General features: G+C 66.4%; 26 protein-coding genes and 1 tRNA gene. 13 read left to right on the forward strand and 14 right to left on the reverse strand.

Annotated elements, in window-relative coordinates; genetic code table 11:
- Nucleotides 1–139 precede the first annotated feature (139 nt).
- Complete coding sequence (locus tag LL236_RS11765) at nt 140–1294, forward strand: MalY/PatB family protein (RefSeq protein ID WP_228179043.1); 1155 nt, start codon at nt 140–142, stop codon at nt 1292–1294.
- 3 nt (nt 1295–1297) lie between these two features.
- Here the strand turns inward: LL236_RS11765 and LL236_RS11770 are convergent, their stop codons facing one another.
- Nucleotides 1298–1936: a biotin transporter BioY gene (locus LL236_RS11770; RefSeq protein WP_228179044.1), complete on the reverse strand. Its 639-nt coding sequence runs from the start codon at nt 1934–1936 to the stop codon at nt 1298–1300.
- 109 nt (nt 1937–2045) lie between these two features.
- Here LL236_RS11770 and abc-f point away from each other — a divergent pair, with 109 nt between their 5' ends.
- Entirely contained in the window at nt 2046–3644 is a 1599-nt protein-coding gene (abc-f, locus tag LL236_RS11775; protein ID WP_228179097.1) for a ribosomal protection-like ABC-F family protein, read from the forward strand.
- A 28-nt stretch (nt 3645–3672) separates the two neighbouring features.
- Here the strand turns inward: abc-f and LL236_RS11780 are convergent, their stop codons facing one another.
- The 4 genes from LL236_RS11780 to LL236_RS11795 are packed head-to-tail and all read right to left on the reverse strand — an operon-like array spanning nt 3673 to nt 5619.
- Nucleotides 3673–4533: an SURF1 family cytochrome oxidase biogenesis protein gene (locus LL236_RS11780; RefSeq protein WP_228179045.1), complete on the reverse strand. Its 861-nt coding sequence runs from the start codon at nt 4531–4533 to the stop codon at nt 3673–3675.
- Entirely contained in the window at nt 4530–4754 is a 225-nt protein-coding gene (locus tag LL236_RS11785) for a hypothetical protein (protein ID WP_228179046.1), read from the reverse strand. Before LL236_RS11785 ends, LL236_RS11780 begins: the two co-directional genes overlap by 4 nt.
- Nucleotides 4744–5115, reverse strand: a complete 372-nt coding sequence (locus tag LL236_RS11790; protein WP_267189799.1) for a DUF3099 domain-containing protein — start codon at nt 5113–5115, stop codon at nt 4744–4746. The genes LL236_RS11785 and LL236_RS11790 overlap by 11 nt, the downstream gene beginning before the upstream one ends.
- A gap of 60 nt (nt 5116–5175) precedes the next feature.
- Complete coding sequence (locus LL236_RS11795; RefSeq protein ID WP_228179048.1) at nt 5176–5619, reverse strand: DUF4190 domain-containing protein; 444 nt, start codon at nt 5617–5619, stop codon at nt 5176–5178.
- 142 nt (nt 5620–5761) lie between these two features.
- Between LL236_RS11795 and fabG the strand changes: the two genes are divergently transcribed.
- Complete coding sequence (fabG, locus tag LL236_RS11800) at nt 5762–6472, forward strand: 3-oxoacyl-ACP reductase FabG (protein WP_228179049.1); 711 nt, start codon at nt 5762–5764, stop codon at nt 6470–6472.
- Nucleotides 6473–6478: 6 nt separating this feature from the next.
- Here the strand turns inward: fabG and LL236_RS11805 are convergent, their stop codons facing one another.
- The 3 genes from LL236_RS11805 to LL236_RS11815 form a co-directional block, all read right to left on the reverse strand.
- Nucleotides 6479–7177: an alpha/beta fold hydrolase gene (locus LL236_RS11805; protein WP_228179050.1), complete on the reverse strand. Its 699-nt coding sequence runs from the start codon at nt 7175–7177 to the stop codon at nt 6479–6481.
- A gap of 69 nt (nt 7178–7246) precedes the next feature.
- Complete coding sequence (gene serB / locus LL236_RS11810) at nt 7247–7882, reverse strand: phosphoserine phosphatase SerB (protein ID WP_228179051.1); 636 nt, start codon at nt 7880–7882, stop codon at nt 7247–7249.
- 39 nt (nt 7883–7921) lie between these two features.
- Nucleotides 7922–9163 carry a glucose-1-phosphate adenylyltransferase gene (locus LL236_RS11815; RefSeq protein WP_228179052.1) on the reverse strand — a complete coding sequence of 414 codons (1242 nt, stop codon included), beginning with the start codon at nt 9161–9163 and terminating at the stop codon, nt 7922–7924.
- A 46-nt stretch (nt 9164–9209) separates the two neighbouring features.
- On the opposite strand from LL236_RS11815, the gene glgA reads away from it, so the two are divergent.
- The 4 genes from glgA (at nt 9210) to LL236_RS11835 (ending at nt 12573) form a co-directional block, all read left to right on the forward strand.
- On the forward strand, nt 9210–10433 hold the full coding sequence (glgA, locus tag LL236_RS11820; protein WP_228179053.1) for a glycogen synthase: 1224 nt from the start codon (nt 9210–9212) through the stop codon (nt 10431–10433).
- A gap of 10 nt (nt 10434–10443) precedes the next feature.
- A complete protein-coding gene (locus LL236_RS11825) occupies nt 10444–11232 on the forward strand; it encodes an ABC transporter ATP-binding protein (protein ID WP_228179054.1) in 789 nt (262 codons plus the stop codon).
- Nucleotides 11233–11319: 87 nt separating this feature from the next.
- On the forward strand, nt 11320–11577 hold the full coding sequence (locus LL236_RS11830) for a type B 50S ribosomal protein L31 (protein ID WP_228179055.1): 258 nt from the start codon (nt 11320–11322) through the stop codon (nt 11575–11577).
- A 96-nt stretch (nt 11578–11673) separates the two neighbouring features.
- Entirely contained in the window at nt 11674–12573 is a 900-nt protein-coding gene (locus tag LL236_RS11835) for an alpha/beta fold hydrolase (protein WP_228179056.1), read from the forward strand.
- Here the strand turns inward: LL236_RS11835 and LL236_RS11840 are convergent.
- Nucleotides 12533–13087 (reverse strand): CGNR zinc finger domain-containing protein, encoded by a 555-nt coding sequence (locus tag LL236_RS11840; RefSeq protein WP_228179057.1) that lies wholly within the window; start codon nt 13085–13087, stop codon nt 12533–12535. The two genes, LL236_RS11835 and LL236_RS11840, sit on opposite strands and share 41 nt — an antisense overlap.
- A gap of 88 nt (nt 13088–13175) precedes the next feature.
- Here LL236_RS11840 and LL236_RS11845 point away from each other — a divergent pair, with 88 nt between their 5' ends.
- Entirely contained in the window at nt 13176–14168 is a 993-nt protein-coding gene (locus tag LL236_RS11845) for an EamA family transporter (RefSeq protein ID WP_228179058.1), read from the forward strand.
- Here the strand turns inward: LL236_RS11845 and LL236_RS11850 are convergent.
- The 3 genes from LL236_RS11850 to LL236_RS11860 form a co-directional block, all read right to left on the reverse strand.
- Nucleotides 14140–14613, reverse strand: a complete 474-nt coding sequence (locus LL236_RS11850) for an Lrp/AsnC family transcriptional regulator (RefSeq protein WP_228179059.1) — start codon at nt 14611–14613, stop codon at nt 14140–14142. The two genes, LL236_RS11845 and LL236_RS11850, sit on opposite strands and share 29 nt — an antisense overlap.
- A gap of 115 nt (nt 14614–14728) precedes the next feature.
- Nucleotides 14729–15337, reverse strand: a complete 609-nt coding sequence (locus LL236_RS11855) for a histidine phosphatase family protein (RefSeq protein WP_228179060.1) — start codon at nt 15335–15337, stop codon at nt 14729–14731.
- On the reverse strand, nt 15334–16218 hold the full coding sequence (locus LL236_RS11860) for a Sir2 family NAD-dependent protein deacetylase (protein ID WP_228179061.1): 885 nt from the start codon (nt 16216–16218) through the stop codon (nt 15334–15336). The genes LL236_RS11855 and LL236_RS11860 overlap by 4 nt, the downstream gene beginning before the upstream one ends.
- A gap of 101 nt (nt 16219–16319) precedes the next feature.
- Here LL236_RS11860 and LL236_RS11865 point away from each other — a divergent pair, with 101 nt between their 5' ends.
- Nucleotides 16320–17132 (forward strand): TrmH family RNA methyltransferase, encoded by an 813-nt coding sequence (locus LL236_RS11865; RefSeq protein ID WP_228179062.1) that lies wholly within the window; start codon nt 16320–16322, stop codon nt 17130–17132.
- Here LL236_RS11865 and LL236_RS11870 read toward each other — a convergent pair.
- The gene (locus tag LL236_RS11870; RefSeq protein WP_228179063.1) at nt 17107–17955 is read right to left on the reverse strand and encodes an SGNH/GDSL hydrolase family protein; all 849 of its coding nucleotides are present in this window, start codon (nt 17953–17955) and stop codon (nt 17107–17109) included. The two genes, LL236_RS11865 and LL236_RS11870, sit on opposite strands and share 26 nt — an antisense overlap.
- A gap of 71 nt (nt 17956–18026) precedes the next feature.
- Between LL236_RS11870 and LL236_RS11875 the strand changes: the two genes are divergently transcribed.
- The 4 genes from LL236_RS11875 to LL236_RS14890 all read left to right on the forward strand — a co-directional run bounded on the left by LL236_RS11875 (nt 18027) and on the right by LL236_RS14890 (nt 21905).
- Nucleotides 18027–19874: a DEAD/DEAH box helicase gene (locus LL236_RS11875; RefSeq protein ID WP_228179064.1), complete on the forward strand. Its 1848-nt coding sequence runs from the start codon at nt 18027–18029 to the stop codon at nt 19872–19874.
- Between the two features lie 96 nt (nt 19875–19970).
- Nucleotides 19971–21053, forward strand: coding sequence for a VIT1/CCC1 transporter family protein (locus LL236_RS11880; RefSeq protein WP_228179065.1), 1083 nt, complete (start codon nt 19971–19973; stop codon nt 21051–21053).
- A gap of 64 nt (nt 21054–21117) precedes the next feature.
- Nucleotides 21118–21780, forward strand: a complete 663-nt coding sequence (locus tag LL236_RS11885; protein ID WP_228179066.1) for a DsbA family oxidoreductase — start codon at nt 21118–21120, stop codon at nt 21778–21780.
- The gene (locus tag LL236_RS14890; RefSeq protein ID WP_267189801.1) at nt 21777–21905 is read left to right on the forward strand and encodes a hypothetical protein; all 129 of its coding nucleotides are present in this window, start codon (nt 21777–21779) and stop codon (nt 21903–21905) included. The genes LL236_RS11885 and LL236_RS14890 overlap by 4 nt, the downstream gene beginning before the upstream one ends.
- Before the next feature lie 51 nt (nt 21906–21956).
- Here LL236_RS14890 and LL236_RS11890 read toward each other — a convergent pair.
- Nucleotides 21957–22041, reverse strand: a tRNA-Leu gene (locus LL236_RS11890).
- Nucleotides 22042–22051 lie beyond the last annotated feature (10 nt).

Raw genomic sequence — 22051 nt, forward strand, 5'->3', positions numbered from 1 at the left:
TCCGCGGGGTGCCGTCCTCGGGGACATGCCCTCGCGGGCTGCGCCCGCTCCCGCCAGACCCGGTGCCAGCCCCGAGGACGGCACCCCGCTGCGCGGCTGCGCCCGGACAGGTTCGGGCTCGCACGGCTAGGCTCGGAGAATGACCGTGAGTCCCCTCCAGGCCCTCCCGATCGAGCGACTGCGTGAACGGACCAGCACGAAATGGCGCGCCTACCCGGCCGATGTGCTGCCGCTGTTCGTTGCAGAGACCGACTTCCCGCTCGCGCCGGCGATCACAGCGCGTTTGCGCGCAGCGGTGGAGATCGGTGACACGGGGTATACGCCGCCGAAGCCGGGGATCGCTGAGGCTTACGCCGGTTTTGCGCGGCGGCGCTACGGCTGGGAGATCGACCCCGCGCACGTTCGCTCGACGGGCGACGTCGTCATGGGTCTCGTCGAGATCCTCAGAGCCACAATCTCACCCGGGGACCGCGTCGTGATCACGCCCCCGGTGTATCCGCCGTTCTACGACCTCATCCCGGAAGCGGGGGGAGTCGTCGAGACAGTGCCGCTGCTCGCGGATGCCGGATACACGCTTGATCTGGCCGGCATCGAGGCGGCACTGGCCGGAGGCGCCCGCGCGGTTCTGCTGTGCAACCCGCACAACCCGACGGGAACAGTGCACTCCCGCGAGACGCTTGCAGAACTCGCCGAGATCGCCGCACGCCACGGCGCGATCGTCGTCAGTGACGAAATTCATGCACCCCTGGTGCATGCGCCGGCGACGTTCACACCGTTCCTCAGCGCATCTCCGGTTGCGGCATCCGTCGGATACGCCGTGGCGAGCGCAAGCAAAGCCTTCAATCTCGCTGGTCTGAAGTGCGCGCTGATGTCGACCGCCGCTGACCACACGCGCCGGGTCGTGCAGGGGCTCCCGAAGGAAGTCGAGTGGCGAACTGGTCACTTCGGCGCACTGGCAGGCGTTGCGGCCTTCTCGCCCGAGAGCGATGAGTGGCTGGATGCGTTACTCGCCGCGCTCGACGCGAACCGGCACCTCCTCGCCGACCTGCTCGCCGAGCACGTACCGGCGGCGCGGTATGCGATCCCCGATGCGGGGTACCTTGCCTGGGTCGATCTGTCGGGCCTGGGGTGGGGTGAGGACCCCGCAGAGCGGATTCTCACCGAGGCGCGAGTCGCGGTCCACCACGGTCCGACCTTCGGTGACGAGGGTCGAGGGTTCGTGAGGGTCAACTTCGGGTGCTCGCCGGAGGTTCTGCGCGAGGCGATCGAGCGGATCGGCGAGCTCTCCCGCTGAACCTCAGCGCTTCTTGGCGGTGTCGATCCGGCGCACGAGCGCCCATGCGCCGGGGATCAGGAGCGCCGCAAAGCCCGCCTTGATCAGGCCGGGAACGATGAACGGCCATAGGCCCGCATTGAGCACCTCAGCTGGCGAGATCGTCTGGCCCATGACTGTCGACAGAATGAAGGCCATGTAGGGCACGCCGATGACGAACGGGATGACACTGGCGATCACGAACCCCGCGAAGGCGAGGAGGGGCTTGCGATCCCAAGCACGCTCAGCGAACCATCCGGCGACGAACGCCGCCGGGATGAAGCCCAGGATGAACCCGAACGAGGGAGCCAGCAGGTAGGCCGGGCCTGCGACCGGTCCAGCGAACACCGGCAGACCGAGAAGGCCGACGAACATGTAGGTCGTCATCGTGGCAGCGCCGCGCGCGGACCCCAGCGCAGCGCCGACGAGGATGACGCCGAGGGTCTGCCCCGTGATCGGGATCGGCCCGATGAAGAACGACACTTTCGCCAGCAACGCCACGACGGCGACTCCCGCCAGCACGAGGCCGGCGTCGATGGCGAACGCCCGCGCCCGCGACGAGGGCCGGGCGATGATGTCGGCGAGAACCCGGGTGTGCGTGGCCGGTGCGGCGGCAGTCGTCATGGTGCTCCTTGGTCAGTTGAATCCAGGCGGCGAAGTATTGCGACTTATACTAGGGGGCTGGCCATCGGCCCCCTTGTACCCTTCTCACCGAATGAAACGGAGCTTTGCTGTGCTCTCCGTGCACGACCTCGAGATTCGCGTGGGCGCCCGGGTGCTCATGTCGGACGTCACGTTCCGCGTGGGCGCGGGCGACAAGGTCGGGCTCGTGGGTCGCAATGGTGCCGGCAAGACGACTCTCACGAAAGTGCTCTCGGGCGACCTTCTGCCGGCTGCGGGTCGCGTCGATCGCAGCGGCGAACTCGGGTACCTGCCCCAGGACCCGCGCTCGGGTAATCCCGAGGATCTCGCCCGCACCCGCATCCTCGACGCGCGGGGGCTCGGCCAGCTCGCCATCGGGATGCACGAGGCAAGCCTCGCGATGGGCGATGACGATGCCGATGTCGCCGCGCGCGCCATGCGCCGCTACGGGTCGCTCACCGAGCGCTTCGAGGCTCTCGGCGGGTACGCCGCCGAGGCCGAGGCAGCCTCGATCGCCCACAACCTGGCATTGCCCGACCGCATCCTCGACCAACCGCTCAGTACGCTGTCGGGTGGTCAGCGCCGACGCATCGAACTTGCCCGCATCCTCTTCTCGGACGCGCAGACGATGATCCTCGACGAGCCGACGAACCACTTGGATGCCGACAGTGTCGTGTGGCTGCGGGAGTTCCTGAAGAACTACAAGGGCGGTCTGATCGTCATTTCGCACGATGTCGAACTCGTCGGCGAGACCGTCAACCGCGTCTTCTACCTCGACGCAAACCGTCAGGTCATCGACATCTACAACATGTCGTGGAAGAACTACCTGCGCCAACGTGTGGCCGACGAGGAGCGCCGCAAGAAGGAGCGCGCCAACGCCGAAAAGAAGGCCACTGCGCTCCAGCAGCAGGCGGCGAAGTTCGGGGCCAAGGCCACGAAGGCTGCTGCTGCGCACCAGATGCTTGCACGTGCCGAGAAGCTTCTCTCGGGCCTCGACGAGGTGCGGCAAGAGGACCGCGTCGCCAAACTCCGCTTCCCGAAGCCGGCAGCGTGCGGCAAGACGCCACTCATGGCATCCGGGCTTTCGAAGTCGTACGGGTCCCTGGAGATCTTCACGGATGTCGACCTGGCGATCGACCGCGGATCGAAGGTGGTCGTGCTCGGACTCAACGGTGCCGGCAAGACGACGCTGCTGCGCATCCTCGCCGGAGTGGACCGTCCCGATACCGGACAGGTCGAGCCCGGACACGGACTGAAGATCGGGTACTACGCGCAGGAGCACGAGAACCTCGATGTGGGCCGCTCGGTGCTCGACAACATGATGTCCGCGGCGCCGGACATCACCGCTACCGAGGCACGCAAGGTTCTCGGGTCGTTCCTGTTCACGGGAGACGACGTGCTCAAGCCCGCCGGGGTGCTTTCGGGCGGGGAAAAGACCCGCCTGTCGCTGGCGACGCTGGTCGTTTCTAGTGCCAACGTGCTGCTCCTTGACGAGCCGACCAACAACCTCGACCCGGCATCCCGCGACGAGATCCTGGGCGCGTTGGCACATTACGAGGGCGCAGTCATCCTGGTCTCTCACGACGAGGGTGCTGTGGAGGCGCTGAACCCCGAGCGGGTGCTTATTCTTCCCGACGGCGTCGAAGACATCTGGGGTCGCGACTACATCGACCTCATCACGCTCGCCTGAGGCTTCGCCTCGCAGGCGCGCTCGCGCCCTACTGAGGGAGTCGGTCGAGGATCTCGTCTTCCTCGGCCATGTCGCGGTCGCGCCGGCGCTGGCCTCGCGGGGGGCGAGGGGTGTCGTCGGTCTCCTCTCGGCGGTGACGGACCTCGGTGCGGATGACGTAGCCGATGAAGAAGAATCCCATCACGGCGAACAGGATCCACTGGATCGCATACGACAGGTAGGGCCCGGGGTCCTCAGAGGGGGATTCCAGCTGATTGGGTACGGATGCTGCAGCCGGAGTCTCCGAGACCATGACGCCATACGCGCTTGTGATGAACGCGGGGTCGCCGCCGAGAGCTTCAGCGATAAGCGGCAGGTGGATCGTCGGCACTTGACCCTCGGGGGCCTCGGTACGTCCCGATCGGGGGAGCGACTCTCCCGGTCGCAGCCGTGCGATCACGTCGATGGTGCCCGCAGGGGGTGCGGGGACCGCACTCGGATCGCTGTCTTCGGCGGGGGGAACCCAGCCGCGGTTGATGAGTAGGATTCGGCCGTCCGTCGTCTGGAACGGCACCAGGACCTCGAAGGCGGCAGTCCCGCCGTGCGGGCGGTTCCTTACCAGCACTGTGTCGTCGACCAGATAGGTTCCCTGGAGCGCCACCGGGTGCCATTCGTTGTCGACCGGCAGATCTCCCGTCTCGGGCACCAGATCATCGAGCGCCGCAGGCTCGGCGTCGTAGTTGGCCTCGACGAGAGCAAGCTGCTGCGAGCGCTCAGCGTTGCGGGTGAACTGCCAGTTGGAGAGGAATCCGCACGCTATCGCGAACAGCACCGCGATGCCGATGTACGCCGTCCAGCGCACCGCCGCTGGCGCCTTGTGCTCTGCCGCAGGCGCCTTGTGCTCACTCACGCCTGTTCCGCCGCGAAAGCTTCCACGCTGAGGGGAAACGAGCGCGCAGCGAGGAACTCTCGCAGGTAGCCGACGTGCTCATCGCAGGCAAGCCACGTCTTGCTGCGATCTCCCTTGTGGATTCGGGGGTTTCGCCATCGGATGCTCCACTGCGCATCCTCGCGGCATCCGGCGCGTGAACAGATCGTCTCTGGGCCCGCGGTCGGGGATTCAGTCGTCACCCGCGTCCTCCTGCCGACTCTCGTCGATCCGGATGACTTGCGGTGCCGCCGGCGAAGGCGAAGCTGAAGTCTGGCCCGGCGCCGGCGCCTCGATCATGCGTTCGGGCCCGAGCGCCGTGGGTGCGGTCATGTCTGCGCTGACATTGGCGATGACAACAGCGAGATACGGAAGGAAGATCGCCATGGCCGCGAAGACCCAGGTGTACCAGCTGTAGGGCGTCACGAACAGGACGAGGCCGAGGCAGACGAGACGGATCGCCATCATCACGAGATACGTCGTCGACCGCTTGCCTGCGTCCTCTTTCGGCGCCCGGGGGAGGGACGTCGCCGGTTGCGGTTTGGCAGATGATTTCACGGTCATACCAGATTACGCCGCGCCGCCCCGACGGGATCCGTCGGGGCGGCGCTTGTGACGTGACGGTTAGGACGAATAACCCATCTCGCGCGCGTTCGCGAAGATGACTCCGAACCATGCGATGAACAAGATGATGCCGAGGATCGCCAGTCCCAACGTCACCCAACCGATGATGACTCCGGCAAGTCCGAGCCCGCGGCCGCCCTCACCCGTCTGCTTGATCTGGCTGAGCGACATGTGGCCGGTGATGATGCCGACGATCTGGCCGATGACGGGGATCACGAAGACACCCACGAGCGATGACACGAGGGACACGATCGCCAGCGTGTTGGTCTTGGGGCCTTGCGGGTACGCGGTGTAGGCGGGCGCTGCCCCGTAGGCAGGCGGAGCTGCCGGCGCGCCGTAGGCCGGAGGTGCGGGCGGGGCCGGCGGCGGGTAGGAAGCAGGTGGTGCCGGAGCTGCCGCGGGCGGCTGTTCCTCGGGGGCTGCGGGGGTGTTCTGGTCGCTCACGGTTCGGCCTTTCTGACACGCATCCGCACGATCGTTCGTGCTGCCACCAGCGTTCCAGTAGCCCCGTGGCGTGTCAACGTGGACGGTAGTCTGGGTCGGTCCTGCCCGCGCAGCGGGTCGAATCGACCGCAGGAGATGCTTCATGTCCACCGATCACGTCGTTCTCGTCACCGGAGGCAATCGCGGCATCGGTCGCTCCATCGCCGAGCGTTTCGTCGCGGAGGGGTACCCGGTCGCCGTGACCGCCCGCTCCGGAGAGGGCCCCGCCGGCACGCTGACGGTGCGCGCCGATGTGACGGATGCCGCGGCCGTCGACGCCGCGTTCTCGGAGGTCGAGGAAAAGCTCGGACCGGTGACGATCGTGGTGGCCAATGCGGGCGTCACGAAGGACACCCTGCTGTTGCGTATGAGCGAAGACGACTTCGATTCGGTCGTGGCGACGAATCTCGGTGGCGCATTCCGTGTCGTCAAGCGTGCGGCGAAGGGCATGCTGCGCGCTAAGTGGGGACGGGTCATCCTGATCTCGAGCGTTGTCGGCCTCTACGGCTCGCCGGGCCAGATCAACTACGCGTCATCCAAGAGCGGGCTCGTCGGGTTCGCGCGGTCGCTGACACGGGAGCTCGGCGGTCGCGCTATCACCGCCAACGTGGTGGCCCCCGGCTTCATCGAGACCGACATGACCGCCGAGCTCCCGGACGAGACGCAGGCGCAGTACAAAGCGACGATCCCCGCGGGCCGGTTCGCGACCCCAGACGAGGTGGCCGGTGTGGTCACGTGGCTCGCCTCAGACAACGCCGCCTACATCTCGGGAGCGGTCATCCCGGTCGATGGCGGCCTGGGTATGGGGCACTGACGAAGTTCAGTCCTCCCGGATGGCGGCAATGAGCATTCTGGCGAGCTCATCGGGCACCGAGAACTGCGGCCAGTGACCCGAGTCGATCTCGACGATCGACAGGTGCTCACTCGCGGCGAGCTCGGCTGCCCATGGGGGCGGGTCCTCGAGCAGGCTGCTGATCTCGTCGGCACTCGCGGTCCCCATAAGGACGGTCATCGGAACCCGGTGACGTCGCTCGTCCGTCAGCGTGATCGCGTCGGTCGGCACTTGTGCCGGCACCGACAGGGCCCGCTGTGCCACCGCGACTCGCACCGCCTCGGAGAGGTCGCGGATCTCGCGCTCTTCGAACGTGTCCCATCCGGGGAAGGGCGCAACTCCGTCCACGATGGGGAACTCCCAAATCATCCCGCCAGGGGTCGGCGGAAGCGTGTCGACCAGGATCACGCGCCCCACACGATCCACACGCCGTTCTGCCGCACCCCACGCGACGTTGCCCCCGCCACTGTGACCGACGAGCACGACATCGCCGTCGAGCCGGTCGATCAGATCGACCACAGCACCCACCCACTCGGTGATGCCGATCTCTCCGGACCGGTCGGCCGGTTCGCCCACACCCGGAAGCGTCACGGAGTGCGGTTCGTGGCCTGCTTCGCGAAGCGCAGGAATGACGTCGTCCCACGATGACGCGTCCAGCCAGAGGCCGGGAATCAGGATGATGTGCATAGCGGCAACGCTAGCGCCGGCATCCGACACCGATCAGGACCCTGCCCGCGCTTCGCTCTCGCAGTGCTTTCAGCGGGGGAGGAGGGGGAGGATCTCGCGCAGGTCGACCGGGTCGACCACGACGTTGGCACGCTCACGGACTGCGGGCTTCGCGTTGAACGCCACGCCGAGGCCCGCCGTCGCCATCATTCGAAGGTCGTTGGCGCCATCGCCCACCGCGATCGTCTGCGCCAAGGCGAGGCCGAGTGAGCCCGCCCACTCCCGCAGGGTTGCGGCCTTGCCCTCAGCGTCAACGATCTCGCCTTCTACGGTTCCACTCAGGGTGTCGTCCGAAGCGGCAAGGCGGTTCGCCCGCCAACGGTCCACCCCGAGCCTGGGCGCGACGTGATCGAGGACCTCGTGAAAACCGCCGGATACGACACCGACCACGCCGCCGCGCTCGTGGACGCCGGCGATGAACTCGGATGCGCCCAGTGTCGGCTCGACGCGCGCCAGCACGCGCTCGAACGCCTCCAGCGGTACTCCCGTCAGAGCGGCCACGCGGGTTCGCAGGCTCGCGGCGAAGTCAACCTCGCCGCGCATCGCTGCCTCCGTCGCGGCAGCGACCTCTGCGCCGCGACCCGCCTCATCGGCGATGAGCTCGATCACCTCATTACGCAGCAGCGTCGAATCGGCATCGAGAACGACAAGGAAGCGGGCTGGCATCACCCGACTACGCTACCGGCCCGGCCGGCGCGGCACGGATCAGCGCTCGACGACGACGCCCTTGCCGACGACGGTGATCCCGGAGTCCGTGACGGTGAATCCACGTTCGAGGTCATGAGCCCGGTCGACCCCGATCGTCGCGCCGTCGGCGACTACGACGTTCTTGTCGAGGATCGCGCGGTGGACGCGCGCACCCGGACCTACGCGCACGTAGTCGAACAGTACGGCATCAGTGATGGTCGATCCGCCGGCAGCGAGAGTCCACGGGCCGACGACGCTGCGTTCCAGGTGCGTTCCCGAGAGCACGGAACCGAGCGAGACCACCGAATCGATGGCGGTCCCGATCCTTCCGACCGAGTCGCGCACGAACTTCGCTGGCGGCGAGTTGACGGTCTGGGAGTGGATCGGCCAGTCGGTGTTGTAGAGGTTGAAGACCGGGAGCGTCGAGATCAGGTCCATGTGCGCGTCGAAGAACGAGTCGATCGTTCCGACGTCCCGCCAGTAGGACCTGTCCCGATCCGTGGATCCGGGAACATCGTTGAGCTTCATGTCGTAGACACTCGCCTCGCCGCGGTTGACGAAGTACGGCACGATGTCGCCGCCCATGTCATGGTTTGATGTCGGGACTTCACCGTCGGCCTCGACTGCCTCGATCAGGGCATCCGTGTCGAAAATGTAGTTGCCCATCGACGCCAGGACCTCGTGGGGAGCATCAGCCAGACCGTTCGGATTCTGCGGCTTCTCGAGGAACTCGCGGATGCGCGTCGAGCCCGGTTCGACGTCGATGACGCCGAACTGGTTAGCGAGGCCGATCGGTTGACGGATGCCGGCAACAGTCGCCCGGGCACCCGACTCGATGTGGGCGTCGAGCATCTGGCGGAAGTCCATGCGATACACGTGGTCCGCGCCGATGACGATGACGATGTCGGGTTGTTCGTCGATGATGAGGTTCATCGACTGCAGGATCGCGTCGGCAGAGCCCGAGAACCAGCGCTTTCCGAGCCGCTGCTGAGCAGGCACCGAGGCGACGTAGGAACTCAGCATCGGCGACATCCGCCAGGTCTGCGAGATGTGGCGATCCAGGCTGTGGGACTTGTACTGCGTGAGTACGACGATCTGCCGAAGCCCCGAATTGATCAGGTTGGAGATCGCGAAGTCGATCAGCCGGTACTGGCCGCCGAAGGGAACCGCGGGCTTGGCGCGGTCGGCGGTCAGCGGCATCAGCCGCTTACCCTCTCCACCGGCGAGGACGATTCCAAAGATCTTGGGCGACGTAGCCATACCCCCACACTATGCCGCCCGGTGACCCTGTACTAGCGTTCGACACATGCGCGTCGACATCGTCACCAAGGAGTATCCGCCCGAGATCTATGGGGGCGCCGGTGTGCACGTCGCAGAGCTGGTCAAGGCGCTCCGCGCGCTTCCGGCGAGCGAGGCGCCTGGCGCCGCTCCGCTCGACGTTCAGGTGCGCGCCTTCGGCGCTGATCGCGACGAAGCTGGCACGACGTCGTACGTCACGCCGGCAGAGCTTCGGGGCGCGAACGCGGCGATACAGACGATGGGGACTGACCTGCTCATCGTCGACGATGTGGCAGGCGCCGCTGTCGTGCACTCCCACACGTGGTACGCCAACTTCGCCGGGCACGTGGCAGGGCTGCTCCACGGCATCCCCCACATCGTCACAGCACACAGCCTCGAGCCGCTCCGCCCATGGAAGGCCGAACAACTCGGCGGCGGATACGCGGTCTCGAGTGAGATCGAACGCACCGCGTACCACGGGGCAGCGGCGATCGTCGCGGTAAGCGAGGGCATGCGTGCCGACATCCTGCGCAGCTACCCCGACCTCGATCCGGCGACCGTCCGGGTCATCTACAACGGCATCGACACCGAGCAGTGGCATCCGGTCGAGGATGCCGAGACCCTCGCCGCGCTCGGCATCGATCCGACCCGACCATCGATCGTCTTCGTCGGGCGCATCACACGGCAGAAGGGTCTGCCGTATTTGCTGCGCGCGGCCGAGCGTTTGGACCCGGAGGTGCAGCTCATCCTGTGCGCCGGCGCCCCGGACACGCCCGAGATCCTCGCTGAGGTCGAGGGACTTGTTCGGGGGTTGCAGGAGACACGCGATGGGGTGGTCTGGATCGACCGCCACCTCAGCCGACACGAGCTCTGCGTGGCGCTGACCGCGGCGACGACCTTCGTATGCCCGTCGATCTACGAGCCCCTCGGCATTGTGAACCTTGAGGCCATGGCGTGCGGCGCAGCAGTCGTCGGCACCGCCACTGGCGGCATCCCGGAAGTCGTCGCCGACGGTGTGACGGGCAGGCTGGTTCCGATCGAACAGGTCACGGACGGCACCGGAACGCCACTGGATCCCGAGGCGTTCGTCGCCGACCTCGCCCGGGTCCTGGGCGAAGTCGTGAGTGATCGCGAGATGGCGAAGGAGTACGGGCGGGCTGGTCGCGAGCGTGCGACTACGGAGTTCAGCTGGCAGCGCATCGCGGAGCAAACCGCCGCGCTTTACGCCGAGGTGGCACGCGGCGCCCGATAGGCTGGAACGCATGGCTCAGGTGCTCGAATTCTCCGACGTCGTCGTCCGCAGAAACGCCCGAGACATCATCGATCACATCGATTGGACAGTGTCCGAGGACGAGCGCTGGGTCGTGCTCGGCCCGAATGGCGCAGGGAAGACAACCCTGCTTGAGCTTTCGGCGTCGCTGCTTCACCCGACCTCGGGTCGCGTGAGCATCCTGGGTGAGCGGATCGGGCGTACCGACGTCTTCGAGCTGCGTCCGCGCGTCGGTTTCGCGTCCACATCGATGGCGCGTCGCATCCCGCCGGACGAGACAGTGCTGGATGTCGTGATGACCGCCGCTTACGCGGTGATGGGTCGCTGGCGCGAAGAGTACGACCAGGTCGACGTTCGCCGTGCGATGCGGGTGCTTGCCGAGTGGCAGCTCGATGATCTTGCAACGCGCACCTTCGGCACGCTCTCCGATGGCGAGCAGAAGCGCGTGCAGATCGCTCGGTCGGTCATGACGGACCCCGAACTCCTGCTGCTGGACGAACCGACAGCGAGTCTCGACCTGGGCTCACGCGAGGAGCTCCTCACGCTCCTGAGCGGCTACGCTGCCGAGCCGACCACTCCCGCCATGGTCATGGTCACCCACCATGTGGAAGAGATACCGGTGGGCTTCACTCACGTGCTGTTGCTGCGCGAGGGGGCTGTCGTGGCAGCGGGACCCCTGCGCGAGACCCTCACGGAGGACGCGTTGAGTACCGCCTTCGGCGTACCGATCGCCCTCCACGAGGAGGCCGGTCGCTATGCCGCGCGGGCGAGGACGTCGTGATCGGCATCCGCACGCGAACCTGGTAGACTCGTCCTTTGGTGCCAGCGCACCGCAGACTTTCTTTCCCCCATCTCGGCAAGGAACCCCATGAAGACTGACATTCACCCCGACTACCAGCCTGTCGTGTTCCGCGACCTCGGTTCCGGCGAGACTTTCCTCACGCGTTCGACGGTCAGCAGCGACAAGACGATCGAGCTGGACGGCGTGGAGTACCCCGTCATCGACGTCGAAATCTCCTCCGCCTCGCACCCGTTCTACACCGGCAAGCAGCGCATCATGGACTCGGCAGGTCGCGTCGAGAAGTTCAACCAGCGCTTCAAGAACTTCGGCGGCTCGAGCAAGTAAGCCCGAATCGCACACGACGAAGACCCCGCTTTCGAGCGGGGTCTTCGTCGTTTCTGTCAGCGTCGAAGGGGCGGGTGCGCTCAGTAGACTCGTCGGGTGCCCGCCCCGCATCCGTACGCCGCGCTTCTTGACGAGATTCCGGTGACCGGCCGTGACGTGTCAGTGCTCGGTGGCACGACAGCGTACTGGGACTACGGACCGGCAGATGCGCCGGTCACCGTCGTCGCCGTTCATGGCTTCCGCGGCGAGCACCACGGGCTGGAGCCCGTCGTCGCTCACCTCCCGGGAATGCGCATCATCTCGCCCGATCTCCCCGGCTTCGGTGACACGGCGCCGATCGCCGGGCGCAGGCATGACCTGTCGCTGTATGCCGAATGGCTCGCCGAGTTCGTTTCTCGTGTCGCGCCGGGGGCGGTCATCCTCGGTCACTCTTTCGGGTCGATCGTGGTGGCTGCCGCCGTGGCCGCCGGGCTCGATACCCCGCGTGTCATCCTGGTGAATCCGATCGGTGCGCCCGCGCTGGAAGGCCCGCGGGGGATCCTCACCCGGCTCGCGGTCTTCTACTACTGGGCCGGCGCGCGGCTACCGAGCGGCGTCGGTACTGCGCTCCTCAGAAACGGTGCAGTCGTGCGGGTCATGAGCGTGTCAATGGCCAAGACGCGGGACCCTGAGTTGCGCCGGTTCATCCACGACCAGCACGACACGTACTTCTCGCGCTTCGCCGATCGTGATGTGCTGCACGATGCGTTTGTGGCCTCGGTCTCCCACGACGTCAGGGAATTCGCTTCCCGCATCACGCAGCCGACGTTGCTCATCGCGGCCGAGCGCGATGACATCACGCCGATCGAGGCGGAGCGCGAGCTCGCGCGCCTGTTCGCCAACGCCGCCCTCGTCGAGATCGCGGATGTCGGACACCTCATCCACTACGAAACGCCAGCGCCAGCCGCCGCTGCAATCAGGACGTTTCTTGGGCTCGACGAGCCCGATACGCGATGACATTCATGCGGTTGCCGCAGTTGCCGGTGTCGCAGTAGCGCTTCGAGCGGTTGCGGGAGAAATCGACCAGAACTCCTTCGCAGTCGTCAGCCTCACAGACCAGCACCCGATCGTACTCGTCCATGCGGATGACCTCCACGAACGCCATCGCTGTCTCGACCAGGATGCGTGTGGCCAGGGGCGCATCGTCATCCGACGCGTGCACGTGCCAGTCGTACTCGTCGTGGATCACGAGTTGGGGAAGCGCCTCACCGTCGCGGAGCATGGCATTGACGATCGGCACGGCACTCTCACGGTCGACTCCCCAGAGGGTGCGAAGACGAGACCGGATGGCGCGCACAGCCTCGTGCTCATCACGCGTGCGTGAAACCGTGCCGCTGTAGGGGTAGCGTGCGAGGAAGGCATCGTACTCGTCTGCGGTAGTAAGGGTGTCGTCGTCACCGCCGAGGGGCAGCGTGTTGACCAGGTCGACGGCCGCGCGCAGGGCCATCTCGGTGTCATGGATAAAAACCATGTTGACTCCTGACATGCCGAGGGCTACTGTTTCGTTCGTGACGAGTGTGTCACGAGTGTCACCCCCTTTCACTCCTGACAGGCCGCCCATGTCCGCTCCGACCGCTCCGGTCCCCGTGCTCACCGCTCCTGCGCGTCGGCACTCCTCGCTGGCGGGGCTCGCGATCGGACTGTTGTCCGCGCTGAGCTTCGCGTCCTCGGGGAGCTTCATGAAGCCCCTGATGGAGGCAGGATGGAGCCTGGGCGCGACCCTGTTGCTGCGCATGGGTGGAGCCGCCCTGATTCTCGCGCCCGTGCTGATTGTGACGATCCGTCGCCGGCCCGGCTTTCTTCGCAAGCACGGCCTGCTAATCGTGGCTTTCGGGCTCACCGGAGTGGCCGGTTGCCAGATCTTCTACTTCGCTGCCCTGCAACGGATGCCGGTGGCGATGGCCCTGCTCATCCAGTACTTGGCTCCGGTCTTGCTCGTCGGGCTCGCGTGGGTGCGCACCCGGCGAGCACCCTCCCGCCGCATTCTCGCGGGCTCGGTTCTCGCGATCGCGGGCCTCGTGCTCGTCGTCGACATTGCCGGGGCAAGCTTCGACCTGCTCGGCACCCTGCTCGCCTTGGGGGCAGCCGCCTGCACCGCCGCGTACTTTCTCATCGCCGAGAAGACCGGCGACGACATCCCGCCGCTCGCGCTAGCCTCGGGCGGCCTCATCACCGGCGCACTTCTGATGGGCGTGCTCGTGGGTACCGGCTTCTTGGCGTTCACGGCTCCGGACGTCGATGTCGTACTGGCCGGCGTCAGCCTTCCTTGGTACGTCCCCATCGCGTGGGTGATTGTCGTGGCAACTGCCGGAGGCTACGCGTTCGGGGTGCGAGCGGGATCGATGCTCGGTTCCCGCGTCGCGTCGTTCGTCGGGCTCACCGAGGTTCTGTTCGCGCTGCTCATTGCGTGGGTTGTGATCGCCGAGGTGCCGACCGTGATGCAGGCAGTCGGGGGAGCGATGATCTTGACGGGAGTGATCCTCGTGCGTTCCGATCCCGGCGAGGCCGCGAAGGAAGAGAAAGCTAGCGTTCCTCTCGTGCCAGCTCCATGAGTGGGCCCACCCGATAGCCGATCACTTCACCCATCGCCAGCGAGGTCTCGGTGCGCTCGACGCCCTCGATCGCGAGGATGCGGGCATCGGTATCGAACAGATGCTGGGTATCGCGGCACGCTACTCGGACGAGCAAATCCACGGTCCCGCTCAGGCCGTGCACCTGAACGATCTCGGGGATCCTCTCGAGTTCTGCTGTGATCCGTGGCAAGTCAGCCTGGCGGACCGTGACGTTGAGGAATGCCTCAATGGGAAAACCCAGAGCGGTGGGGGAGAGAGCCCGTTCGTACGAGAGGAAGACGCCTGCCTTGTCGAGCCTCGACATCCGCGCCTGCACGGTGTTCCGAGACAGACCGAGGCGATCCGACAGTGCCACCACGGTCGCGCGCGGGTCCGCCGCGAGCGCAGCCAGGAGCTCAAGGTCGACATGGTCAAGAGCGGTCATATCGCGAAAGGCTAGCATGTCGCTGATTCGCGGATTGCTCATGTTGCTCACAATGTCATCACGAAACTGAGCGAGCTGCGTAGCGCAGTCCGATGGGCGGATCGGTATGCCCAACCTAGAGGGAGACTGCCGCCCCCGCGTAGTCGACCAAGGTGAGTCCATCGGGCGAGTACTGGAAGGTGTAGTCGGATCCGTTGGCAAGCCGCTCTTCGCGGGCAGGTAGCCTGCCGTCGCTCACGTGATGGATGACGGAACGGATGAGTGCGCCGTGAGTGACCACGAATACTCGCGTGAGATCGGGCTGAGCGGCAAGAGCGTCGGTGACGACGGCATCCAATGCCGCGAACGCTCGCAGCTGCAGCTGCTCCCGCGATTCCGCGCCGGGCACCTCGGCCGTGTACCAGTTGCCCCACCCCACGGCGAAATCATCGACCGTCAGCCCTTCGGCCTCGCCGTAGGCGCGCTCACGGAGCGCCGAGTACGCCAGCGGCGCCTCCGATCCCCACTGGTCAGCGATGATCTGCGCTGTCTCACGGGCGCGAGAGAGGTCGCTGCTGACGATGCGCGCAGCGGTCGGGTCTTCGAGTGCTCCGCGTAGCCGTTCGGCGGTCTGACGGGCTTGCGCTCGTCCGGTCTCGTTGAGGGGGATGTCGGTACTGCCCTGAATGAGCCGGGCGCGATTCCAGTCCGTCTCGCCATGACGGATGAGCGTGAGGTGGGTCACCTCTCGAGACTACTTGCCAGCTCTCGCTGACCGACTGGCGTCACCAATCCCTCGAGCAGCGCTGTGAGGGCCTCGGAGGTTCCACCGTCGATCTTCACGGTGGCGCGCCCGTCCGCTCGCGTCTGACCGCGGTTGATGATCACGATCGGGATTCGCCGGCGGCGCGCCCGTTCCAGCAGGCGGATGCCGGAGTTCACCACGAGAGAAGAGCCGGCGATGACGAGGGCTTCGCTGCCCAGGACGAGCTGCTCTGCCTCACGGAACTTCTCGGTCGGAATGTACTCGCCGAAGAAGACGACATCGGGTTTGAGGGTTCCCGTGCACACCGAGCAGTCCGGCACGATGAAACCGTCGGTACTTTCGGGCGTCACATCGCCGTCGGGTCCAAGGGGCAGTTCGTGCGTCGTGACCAGCCAGGGGTTGTCACTCTCCACCCGTGAAGACAGATCCCGCCGGTCGAAGACCTGGCCGCAGCGGGTGCAGAACACGCGACGCATCGTGCCGTGCAGCTCAACCACGCGGCGGCTGCCGGCCCGCACGTGCAGACCGTCCACGTTCTGTGTGATCACCCCGGTGGCAACCCCGTGCTCTTCGAGTGTGGCGATGGCACGATGCCCCGCATTGGGTTCTGCCGAGGCGAAGCTGCGCCACCCGAGGTGGGAGCCGACCCAATAGCGCCGACGTGCGGCATCGCTGCCAAGAAACTGCTCGACGGTCATGGGGCGGCGCACCGGCGCACCCTTTCCGCGATAGTCCGGGATTCCCGAGTCGGTCGAAACGCCAGCACCGGTGAGGATCGTCATTGAGCGCCCGTCAAGGACGCGCAGCGCATGGGCGAGAGCTTCGGGAACGTCCGTGGCAGCGCCGTCGATGAGCGACATCCCTGCCTCCTCTGTCTCGCCTGGTTCAAGTTTAGGCATCCACGTTTTCCGGCATGTTTCGTGCTGCTGGGTCCGCACCGCACGAGTGAGAGGATCAAAGGATGCAGCGCGTCGACATCCTGGATGCCAACGACCCACGGCTGGAGGATTACCGCGATCTCACCGATGTCGCCCTGCGTCGACGCATCGAGCCCGCAGGGGGGCTGTATATCGCAGAATCCGCGAAGGTCATTGCCCGCGCGCTGGGTGCGGGTCATCGGCCGCGTTCGGTCCTGACCCAGCAGAAGTGGATCGATGATCTCGCCCCGCTGCTCGCGCAGCACCCGGACGTTCCGGTCTACGTCGTCGGTGCCGACCTCGCTGAGCGCCTCACAGGCTACGCCGTGCACCGTGGCGCTCTGGCGGCGATGCACCGGCCGGAGATGCCGCCGCTTCGAGACGTGCTGCGGGAGGCGAGACTCGTCGTTGTGCTCGAGGACATCGTCGATCACACCAACGTGGGGGCGATCTTCCGCGCCTGCGCAGGGCTGGGCGCCGATGCAGTGCTGGTGTCTGCGCGCTGTGCCGATCCGCTCTACCGGCGCAGCGTCAGAGTGAGTATGGGAACGGTCTTCCAAGTGCCGTGGACGCGCCTACCCGACTGGGACCAGACCCGCAGCATTCTGCACGAGGAAGGCTTCCAGATCGCCGCTCTTGCGCTGCGTGAGGACGCTGTTTCGCTCGACGACTTCGAGCCGACCTCCCGTGTGGCGCTCCTGCTTGGCGCCGAGGGCGACGGGCTCACACCGAAAGCTCTTGGCGTTGCTGACACTGTCGTGACCATCCCGATGGCGGGAGGCGTCGACTCACTGAACGTTGCCGCCGCGAGCGCTGTCGCGCTGTGGGCGCTCAGGCATCCTCTTTCGGCAGGCTGATCGCACCGGTGGTCGCGATCGGGAGCGGTTGAGGGCGCTTGGCTGTCAGGTTGTCGCCCGATGACTGGTGTCGCAGGCGCCGCAGGACCCACGGCACGAGGTGCGTGCGTGCCCAGACGAGATCTCCGGCACGCGCTTCGCGCCACGTGCGGGTCGGGAAGGGATCCGGCTGCATCGGCACGAGGTCGTTGGACACATTCAACGCACGCAAGACCATCCGCGCGACCTCGTGGTGACCCAGCGCGTTCAGGTGGAGTCTGTCGTCATCGAAGAACCGGGGATCTTGAATCTCTTTGAGCGACCACTGGTCGGCGACGATGCAGTCGTAGCGGTCTGCGATGGCGCGCAGGTTTTCGTTATAGATCGCGATCTTCCCGCGAAACGCGCGGAAGACGGGAGTGAAGCTCGTGTCGATGCCCGTGAAGATCACGACTGTCGCGCCGGTGCTGCTCAGACGCACGACCGCATCCTCGAACAACTGTGAGATCTCGTCAGGGTCGGTACCGGGCCGGATGACGTCGTTGCCCCCCGCGCAGAACGTGATCAGGTCGGGAGAAAGCTCGAGTGCCGGCTCGACCTGCTCGTCGACGATCTGGGCGATGAGTTTGCCGCGCACCGCGAGATTTGCGTATGCGAAGTCTTCGGACTGTGATCCCAGCACCTCAGCTACGCGATCGGCCCAGCCCAGGTGCGATCCGGGGTGGGTCGGGTCGGGGTCACCGATGCCTTCCGTGAACGAATCACCGAGCGCCACGAACCGTCGCCAGGGGTGAGGTTCGCTGTTCGCGATGAACGGAGTTCGGTGTTCGTCGGTGGCGGCCATGCTCTGTCCTCCTGGTCGTCTATCGTAGTCGGGCGGTCCGACGAGCGACCGATGTTTGTGGGAGGGGGAGCGTGCACGAGACAGCGCCGGTCCCGGCATCTGACCATCCCCGGGGGAGCTTCGCCGCCGAACACCTGTCGCCGTCCTACCCGCAGCGTGCACCCTGGGGAACGGCCGGGCGCCTCCGCGCGTGGCAGGCCGAAGCCCTCGACCGGTACTTCGACATGGACGGGCCCGACGGTCCCGGCGGTGGACCTCGCGACTTCCTCGCTGCCGCGACGCCCGGCGCCGGCAAGACGACCTTCGCACTGCGCCTTGCTACCGAGTTGCTGCGGCGCAACATCATCGACCGGGTCGTCGTGGTCGCCCCGACCGAGCATCTGAAGACCCAGTGGGCCGACGCTGCAGCCCGGGTCTCGCTGCGGCTGGACCCGCACTTCACAAATCGGCACACTCGCCCGGCCCGCCATTACCACGGGGTCGCGGTCACGTACGCGCAGGTCGCCACGAAGGCATCGGTGCATCAGGTGGTGACCGAGTCAGCCCGAACCCTCGTGATCCTCGACGAGGTGCACCACGGCGGGGATGCCCTCAGCTGGGGGGACGCCCTCCGCGAAGCCTTCGGACGTGCAACGCGGCGGCTGCTGCTGTCGGGTACGCCGTTCCGCAGCGACACGGCACCCATCCCCTTCGTGGAGTACCACCCCACCGCCGACGGCATCCGGGTGTCTCGTACCGACTACGACTACGGGTATCGACGTGCGCTCGAAGACGGTGTCGTGCGTCCCGTGCTCTTTCTTGTCTACGCCGGCCACATGCGGTGGCGAACCCGCACCGGCGACGAGATGGAGGCCCAACTCGGGCAAGACAACACGAAAGACATCACGGCGCAGGCCTGGCGGACAGCTCTCGATCCCGGCGGCGAGTGGATTCCGGCAGTGCTGCGCTCCGCCGACCGCCGGCTTACCGAAGTGCGAGAGCACGTCCCGGATGCCGGTGGCCTCGTGATCGCCACCGACCAGACCGCCGCTCGGGCCTACGCGCAGATCCTGCAGGCAGTGACCGGTGAGGAGCCCACCGTCGTGCTGTCGGACGAGCCCGAGGCATCCGCGCGTATCGAGACCTTCGCCGCCGACACGACCCGGTGGATGGTCGCGGTACGAATGGTGTCTGAGGGCGTCGACGTGCCACGGCTTTCGGTCGGCGTCTACGCAACGTCGGCGTCCACCCCGCTGTTCTTCGCCCAGGCCATCGGGCGTTTCGTGCGCACGCGACGCCGTGGCGAGACCGCGAGCATCTTTCTTCCGCACGTGCCGCCGCTTCTCGCTCTGGCGGGCGAACTCGAGCGGCAGCGCGATCACGCCCTCGATCGGCGGTCTGACGAGGACGGCGAGTGGTCGGCCGAAGATGACCTGCTCGCGGCGGCCGAGCGTGAGGATGCGACATCCGACGCGCTGACCGACGAGTTCGAGTACGCCGCGCTGGGTGCCATCGCCCATTTCGACCGCGTGCTGTTCGACGGCAAGGAGTTCGGACAGCTCGCCACCCCCGGAACGCCGGAAGAGGAGGAGTTCCTCGGCCTTCCCGGGCTACTCGAACCCGAACACGTGCACGATCTGCTGATGCAGCGGCAGGCGCGGCAAAGCCGTCACCGGCAGGCGCGCGAAGCAAAGGAGCGCGAAGTGGGGGCGACGGATGACGCGCCGCCCTCGCCGCCTCCAGCCCTGCACCGCACGCTGAAGGAACAACGGCAGCTGCTCAACAGCCTCGTGGGGCTCTATGCGAGACAGTCTGGTGAGCAACACGGCCACGTTCATGCCGAGCTTCGCCGCATCTGTGGCGGCCCCGCCGTATCGCACGCAACTGTCGCTCAGCTCCAGGCGCGCATTGATGTCTTGCGTGCCCGAGTGAGGTCGTAGCCGGGATTCGGTGCTCCAAAATGCTGCGAATCCGCGGATTCGGCGTCGTTGCCGTGGTCGTCTCTCCTAGCCTGGGGAAGACCCAGAAGGAGCCCGATGAACGCCGAAACCACGGCAAAGGAGCGGCGGAGGTGGGCTCAGTACCTGGTGGACGAGCGCGCTGAAGCGCGCGTATACCGTGAGCTGGCTGCTCGCCGCACCGGCGAAGAGCGCGCGATCCTGGAAGCCCTCGCCGATGCCGAACGTCGGCACGAGTCGCACTGGCTACAGTTGCTCGGGGGCGAGCCCAGTACGCTGCCGCGACCCCGCGTGTCGACTCGAATGCTTGCGTGGATGGCGCGGCATTTCGGCTCGATCTTCGTGCTCGCTCTCGCCCAAAACGCCGAAGCGCGCTCTCCCTACGACAGCGATCCGCATGCGACTTCGCAGATGGCGGCCGACGAGAAGATCCATCACGAGGTCGTGCGTGGGCTTGCGGCCCGCGGGCGACGGCGGCTGTCGGGGACGTTCCGAGCCGCGGTGTTCGGCGCGAACGACGGACTGGTTTCGAACCTCGCCCTGGTGATGGGAATCGGTGCGACCGGAGTCGCCCCGCAACTCGTGCTGTTCAGCGGTATCGCGGGCCTTCTCGCCGGTGCGCTGTCAATGGGTGCCGGTGAGTTCGTCTCGGTGCGATCCCAGCGCGAGCTGCTCGCGGCGACGCAGCCGAACGATTACGCCGACGAGGTGTTGTCGTTCCTCGACCTCGATGCGAACGAACTGGCTCTGGTGTTTCGCACGCGCGGGATGCCGGAGGAAGAGGCGCTCACAGCGGCGCGAGCGATCATCGGCGATGCTCAAACGGCGGGTCCCGGCGCTCTGGCCCGCGGAGGCGTGGCGGGCGATGCCGAGGACGACGTCGTCGGAAGTGCGTGGGGCGCAGCGCTCTCCAGCTTCCTGTTCTTCGCATCCGGAGCGATCATCCCGGTGCTGCCGTGGATCTTCGGACTATCCGGACTCGCCGCAGTCGCGACAGCGCTGGCGCTCGTCGGTGTCGCGCTCCTGGCCACAGGGGCCACGGTGGGGCTGCTGTCCGGCGGTCCGCCCCTGAAGCGCGCGCTGCGACAGCTTGCGATCGGATTCGGTGCGGCAGCGGTGACCTACCTGCTGGGGCTGCTGTTCGGAGTGACGGTCGGCTGACCGCGAGCCTACTTACGCCGCTGACGCCGGGAATAGTGTCGGGGATGCCGCGGTTCGGTGTGACATGAGCGAGTCTTCTGCAGCCCCGATCAAGGTCGATGTCTGGTCCGATGTGCAGTGCCCCTGGTGCTACATCGGAAAGCGGCGCTTCGAGAAGGGCGTGGCGGCGTCCGGAGTACCCGTGGAGATCGAGTATCACTCCTTCGAGCTTGCCCCTGACACGCCTGTCGATTACGACGGGTCGCCGGTGCAGTACCTCTCCGAGCGCAAGGGGGTCTCGCCGGAGCAGGCCGCTCAGATGGTCGAGCGGGTGACGACGCTCGCTGCAGGCGAGGGGCTCGCCTACGACTACGACCACATCCATCAGACGAACACGATCAAGGCCCACGAACTCTTGCACTATGCGAAGGCGCACGGTCTGCAGGAAGAGATGAAGGAAGCGTTGCTGAAGGCATACTTCGTCGATGGCGGGCACGTCGGCCGAGTCGATGATCTCGCCGATCTCGCCGCCACGGTCGGGCTCGACCATGATGACGTCGTCCGCGCGCTCGAGTCGGGCCAGTACACCGCCGCGGTGAAGGCGGATGTCGCGCAAGCTGCCGCGTACGGCATCCAGGGTGTGCCCTTCTACGTCTTCGACGGCAAATACGGCGTTTCGGGAGCACAGGAGAGCGCGACCTTCGCTCAGGTGCTCGCCCAGGTGGCGTCGGAGCGGGCTCCGGCATGAGCGGTTCGTCCCCGACCCAACAGGATGCTGTCCAGCCGTTCACCATGCTCGGTGGTGACGGGATCGTCTGCGAAGGCGAGGTCTGCAACATCCCCGCCGCCGACGGCGAAACCGTAACGAGCTAGCGAAGCCCAGACAAACGAAAATGGGCCCCTTTCGGGACCCATTTTCGTTTGTGCGCGAGGGGGGACTTGAACCCCCACGCCCTATACGGGCACTAGCACCTCAAGCTAGCGCGTCTACCTATTCCGCCACCCGCGCAGAGTGGTTT

The organism is Microbacterium schleiferi (assembly GCF_020781975.1).
Lineage (GTDB): Bacteria > Actinomycetota > Actinomycetes > Actinomycetales > Microbacteriaceae > Microbacterium.

Coding starts and splice junctions, on each gene's coding strand:
- LL236_RS11815 (WP_228179052.1), bottom strand. CDS start 9,163: ATGGCTACGTCGCCCAAGATCTTTGGAATCGTCCTCGCCGGTGGAGAG.
- LL236_RS11860 (WP_228179061.1), bottom strand. CDS start 16,218: ATGTCGCTCATCGACGGCGCTGCCACGGACGTTCCCGAAGCTCTCGCC.
- serB (WP_228179051.1), bottom strand. CDS start 7,882: ATGCCAGCCCGCTTCCTTGTCGTTCTCGATGCCGATTCGACGCTGCTG.
- LL236_RS11770 (WP_228179044.1), bottom strand. CDS start 1,936: ATGACGACTGCCGCCGCACCGGCCACGCACACCCGGGTTCTCGCCGAC.
- LL236_RS11850 (WP_228179059.1), bottom strand. CDS start 14,613: ATGACCGCTCTTGACCATGTCGACCTTGAGCTCCTGGCTGCGCTCGCG.
- LL236_RS11840 (WP_228179057.1), bottom strand. CDS start 13,087: ATGGTTTTTATCCATGACACCGAGATGGCCCTGCGCGCGGCCGTCGAC.
- LL236_RS11845 (WP_228179058.1), top strand. CDS start 13,176: ATGTCCGCTCCGACCGCTCCGGTCCCCGTGCTCACCGCTCCTGCGCGT.
- LL236_RS11765 (WP_228179043.1), top strand. CDS start 140: ATGACCGTGAGTCCCCTCCAGGCCCTCCCGATCGAGCGACTGCGTGAA.
- LL236_RS11825 (WP_228179054.1), top strand. CDS start 10,444: ATGGCTCAGGTGCTCGAATTCTCCGACGTCGTCGTCCGCAGAAACGCC.
- LL236_RS11885 (WP_228179066.1), top strand. CDS start 21,118: ATGAGCGAGTCTTCTGCAGCCCCGATCAAGGTCGATGTCTGGTCCGAT.
- fabG (WP_228179049.1), top strand. CDS start 5,762: ATGTCCACCGATCACGTCGTTCTCGTCACCGGAGGCAATCGCGGCATC.
- LL236_RS11790 (WP_267189799.1), bottom strand. CDS start 5,115: ATGACCGTGAAATCATCTGCCAAACCGCAACCGGCGACGTCCCTCCCC.
- LL236_RS11880 (WP_228179065.1), top strand. CDS start 19,971: ATGAACGCCGAAACCACGGCAAAGGAGCGGCGGAGGTGGGCTCAGTAC.
- LL236_RS11865 (WP_228179062.1), top strand. CDS start 16,320: ATGCAGCGCGTCGACATCCTGGATGCCAACGACCCACGGCTGGAGGAT.
- LL236_RS11870 (WP_228179063.1), bottom strand. CDS start 17,955: ATGGCCGCCACCGACGAACACCGAACTCCGTTCATCGCGAACAGCGAA.
- LL236_RS11805 (WP_228179050.1), bottom strand. CDS start 7,177: ATGCACATCATCCTGATTCCCGGCCTCTGGCTGGACGCGTCATCGTGG.
- LL236_RS14890 (WP_267189801.1), top strand. CDS start 21,777: ATGAGCGGTTCGTCCCCGACCCAACAGGATGCTGTCCAGCCGTTCACC.
- LL236_RS11830 (WP_228179055.1), top strand. CDS start 11,320: ATGAAGACTGACATTCACCCCGACTACCAGCCTGTCGTGTTCCGCGAC.
- glgA (WP_228179053.1), top strand. CDS start 9,210: ATGCGCGTCGACATCGTCACCAAGGAGTATCCGCCCGAGATCTATGGG.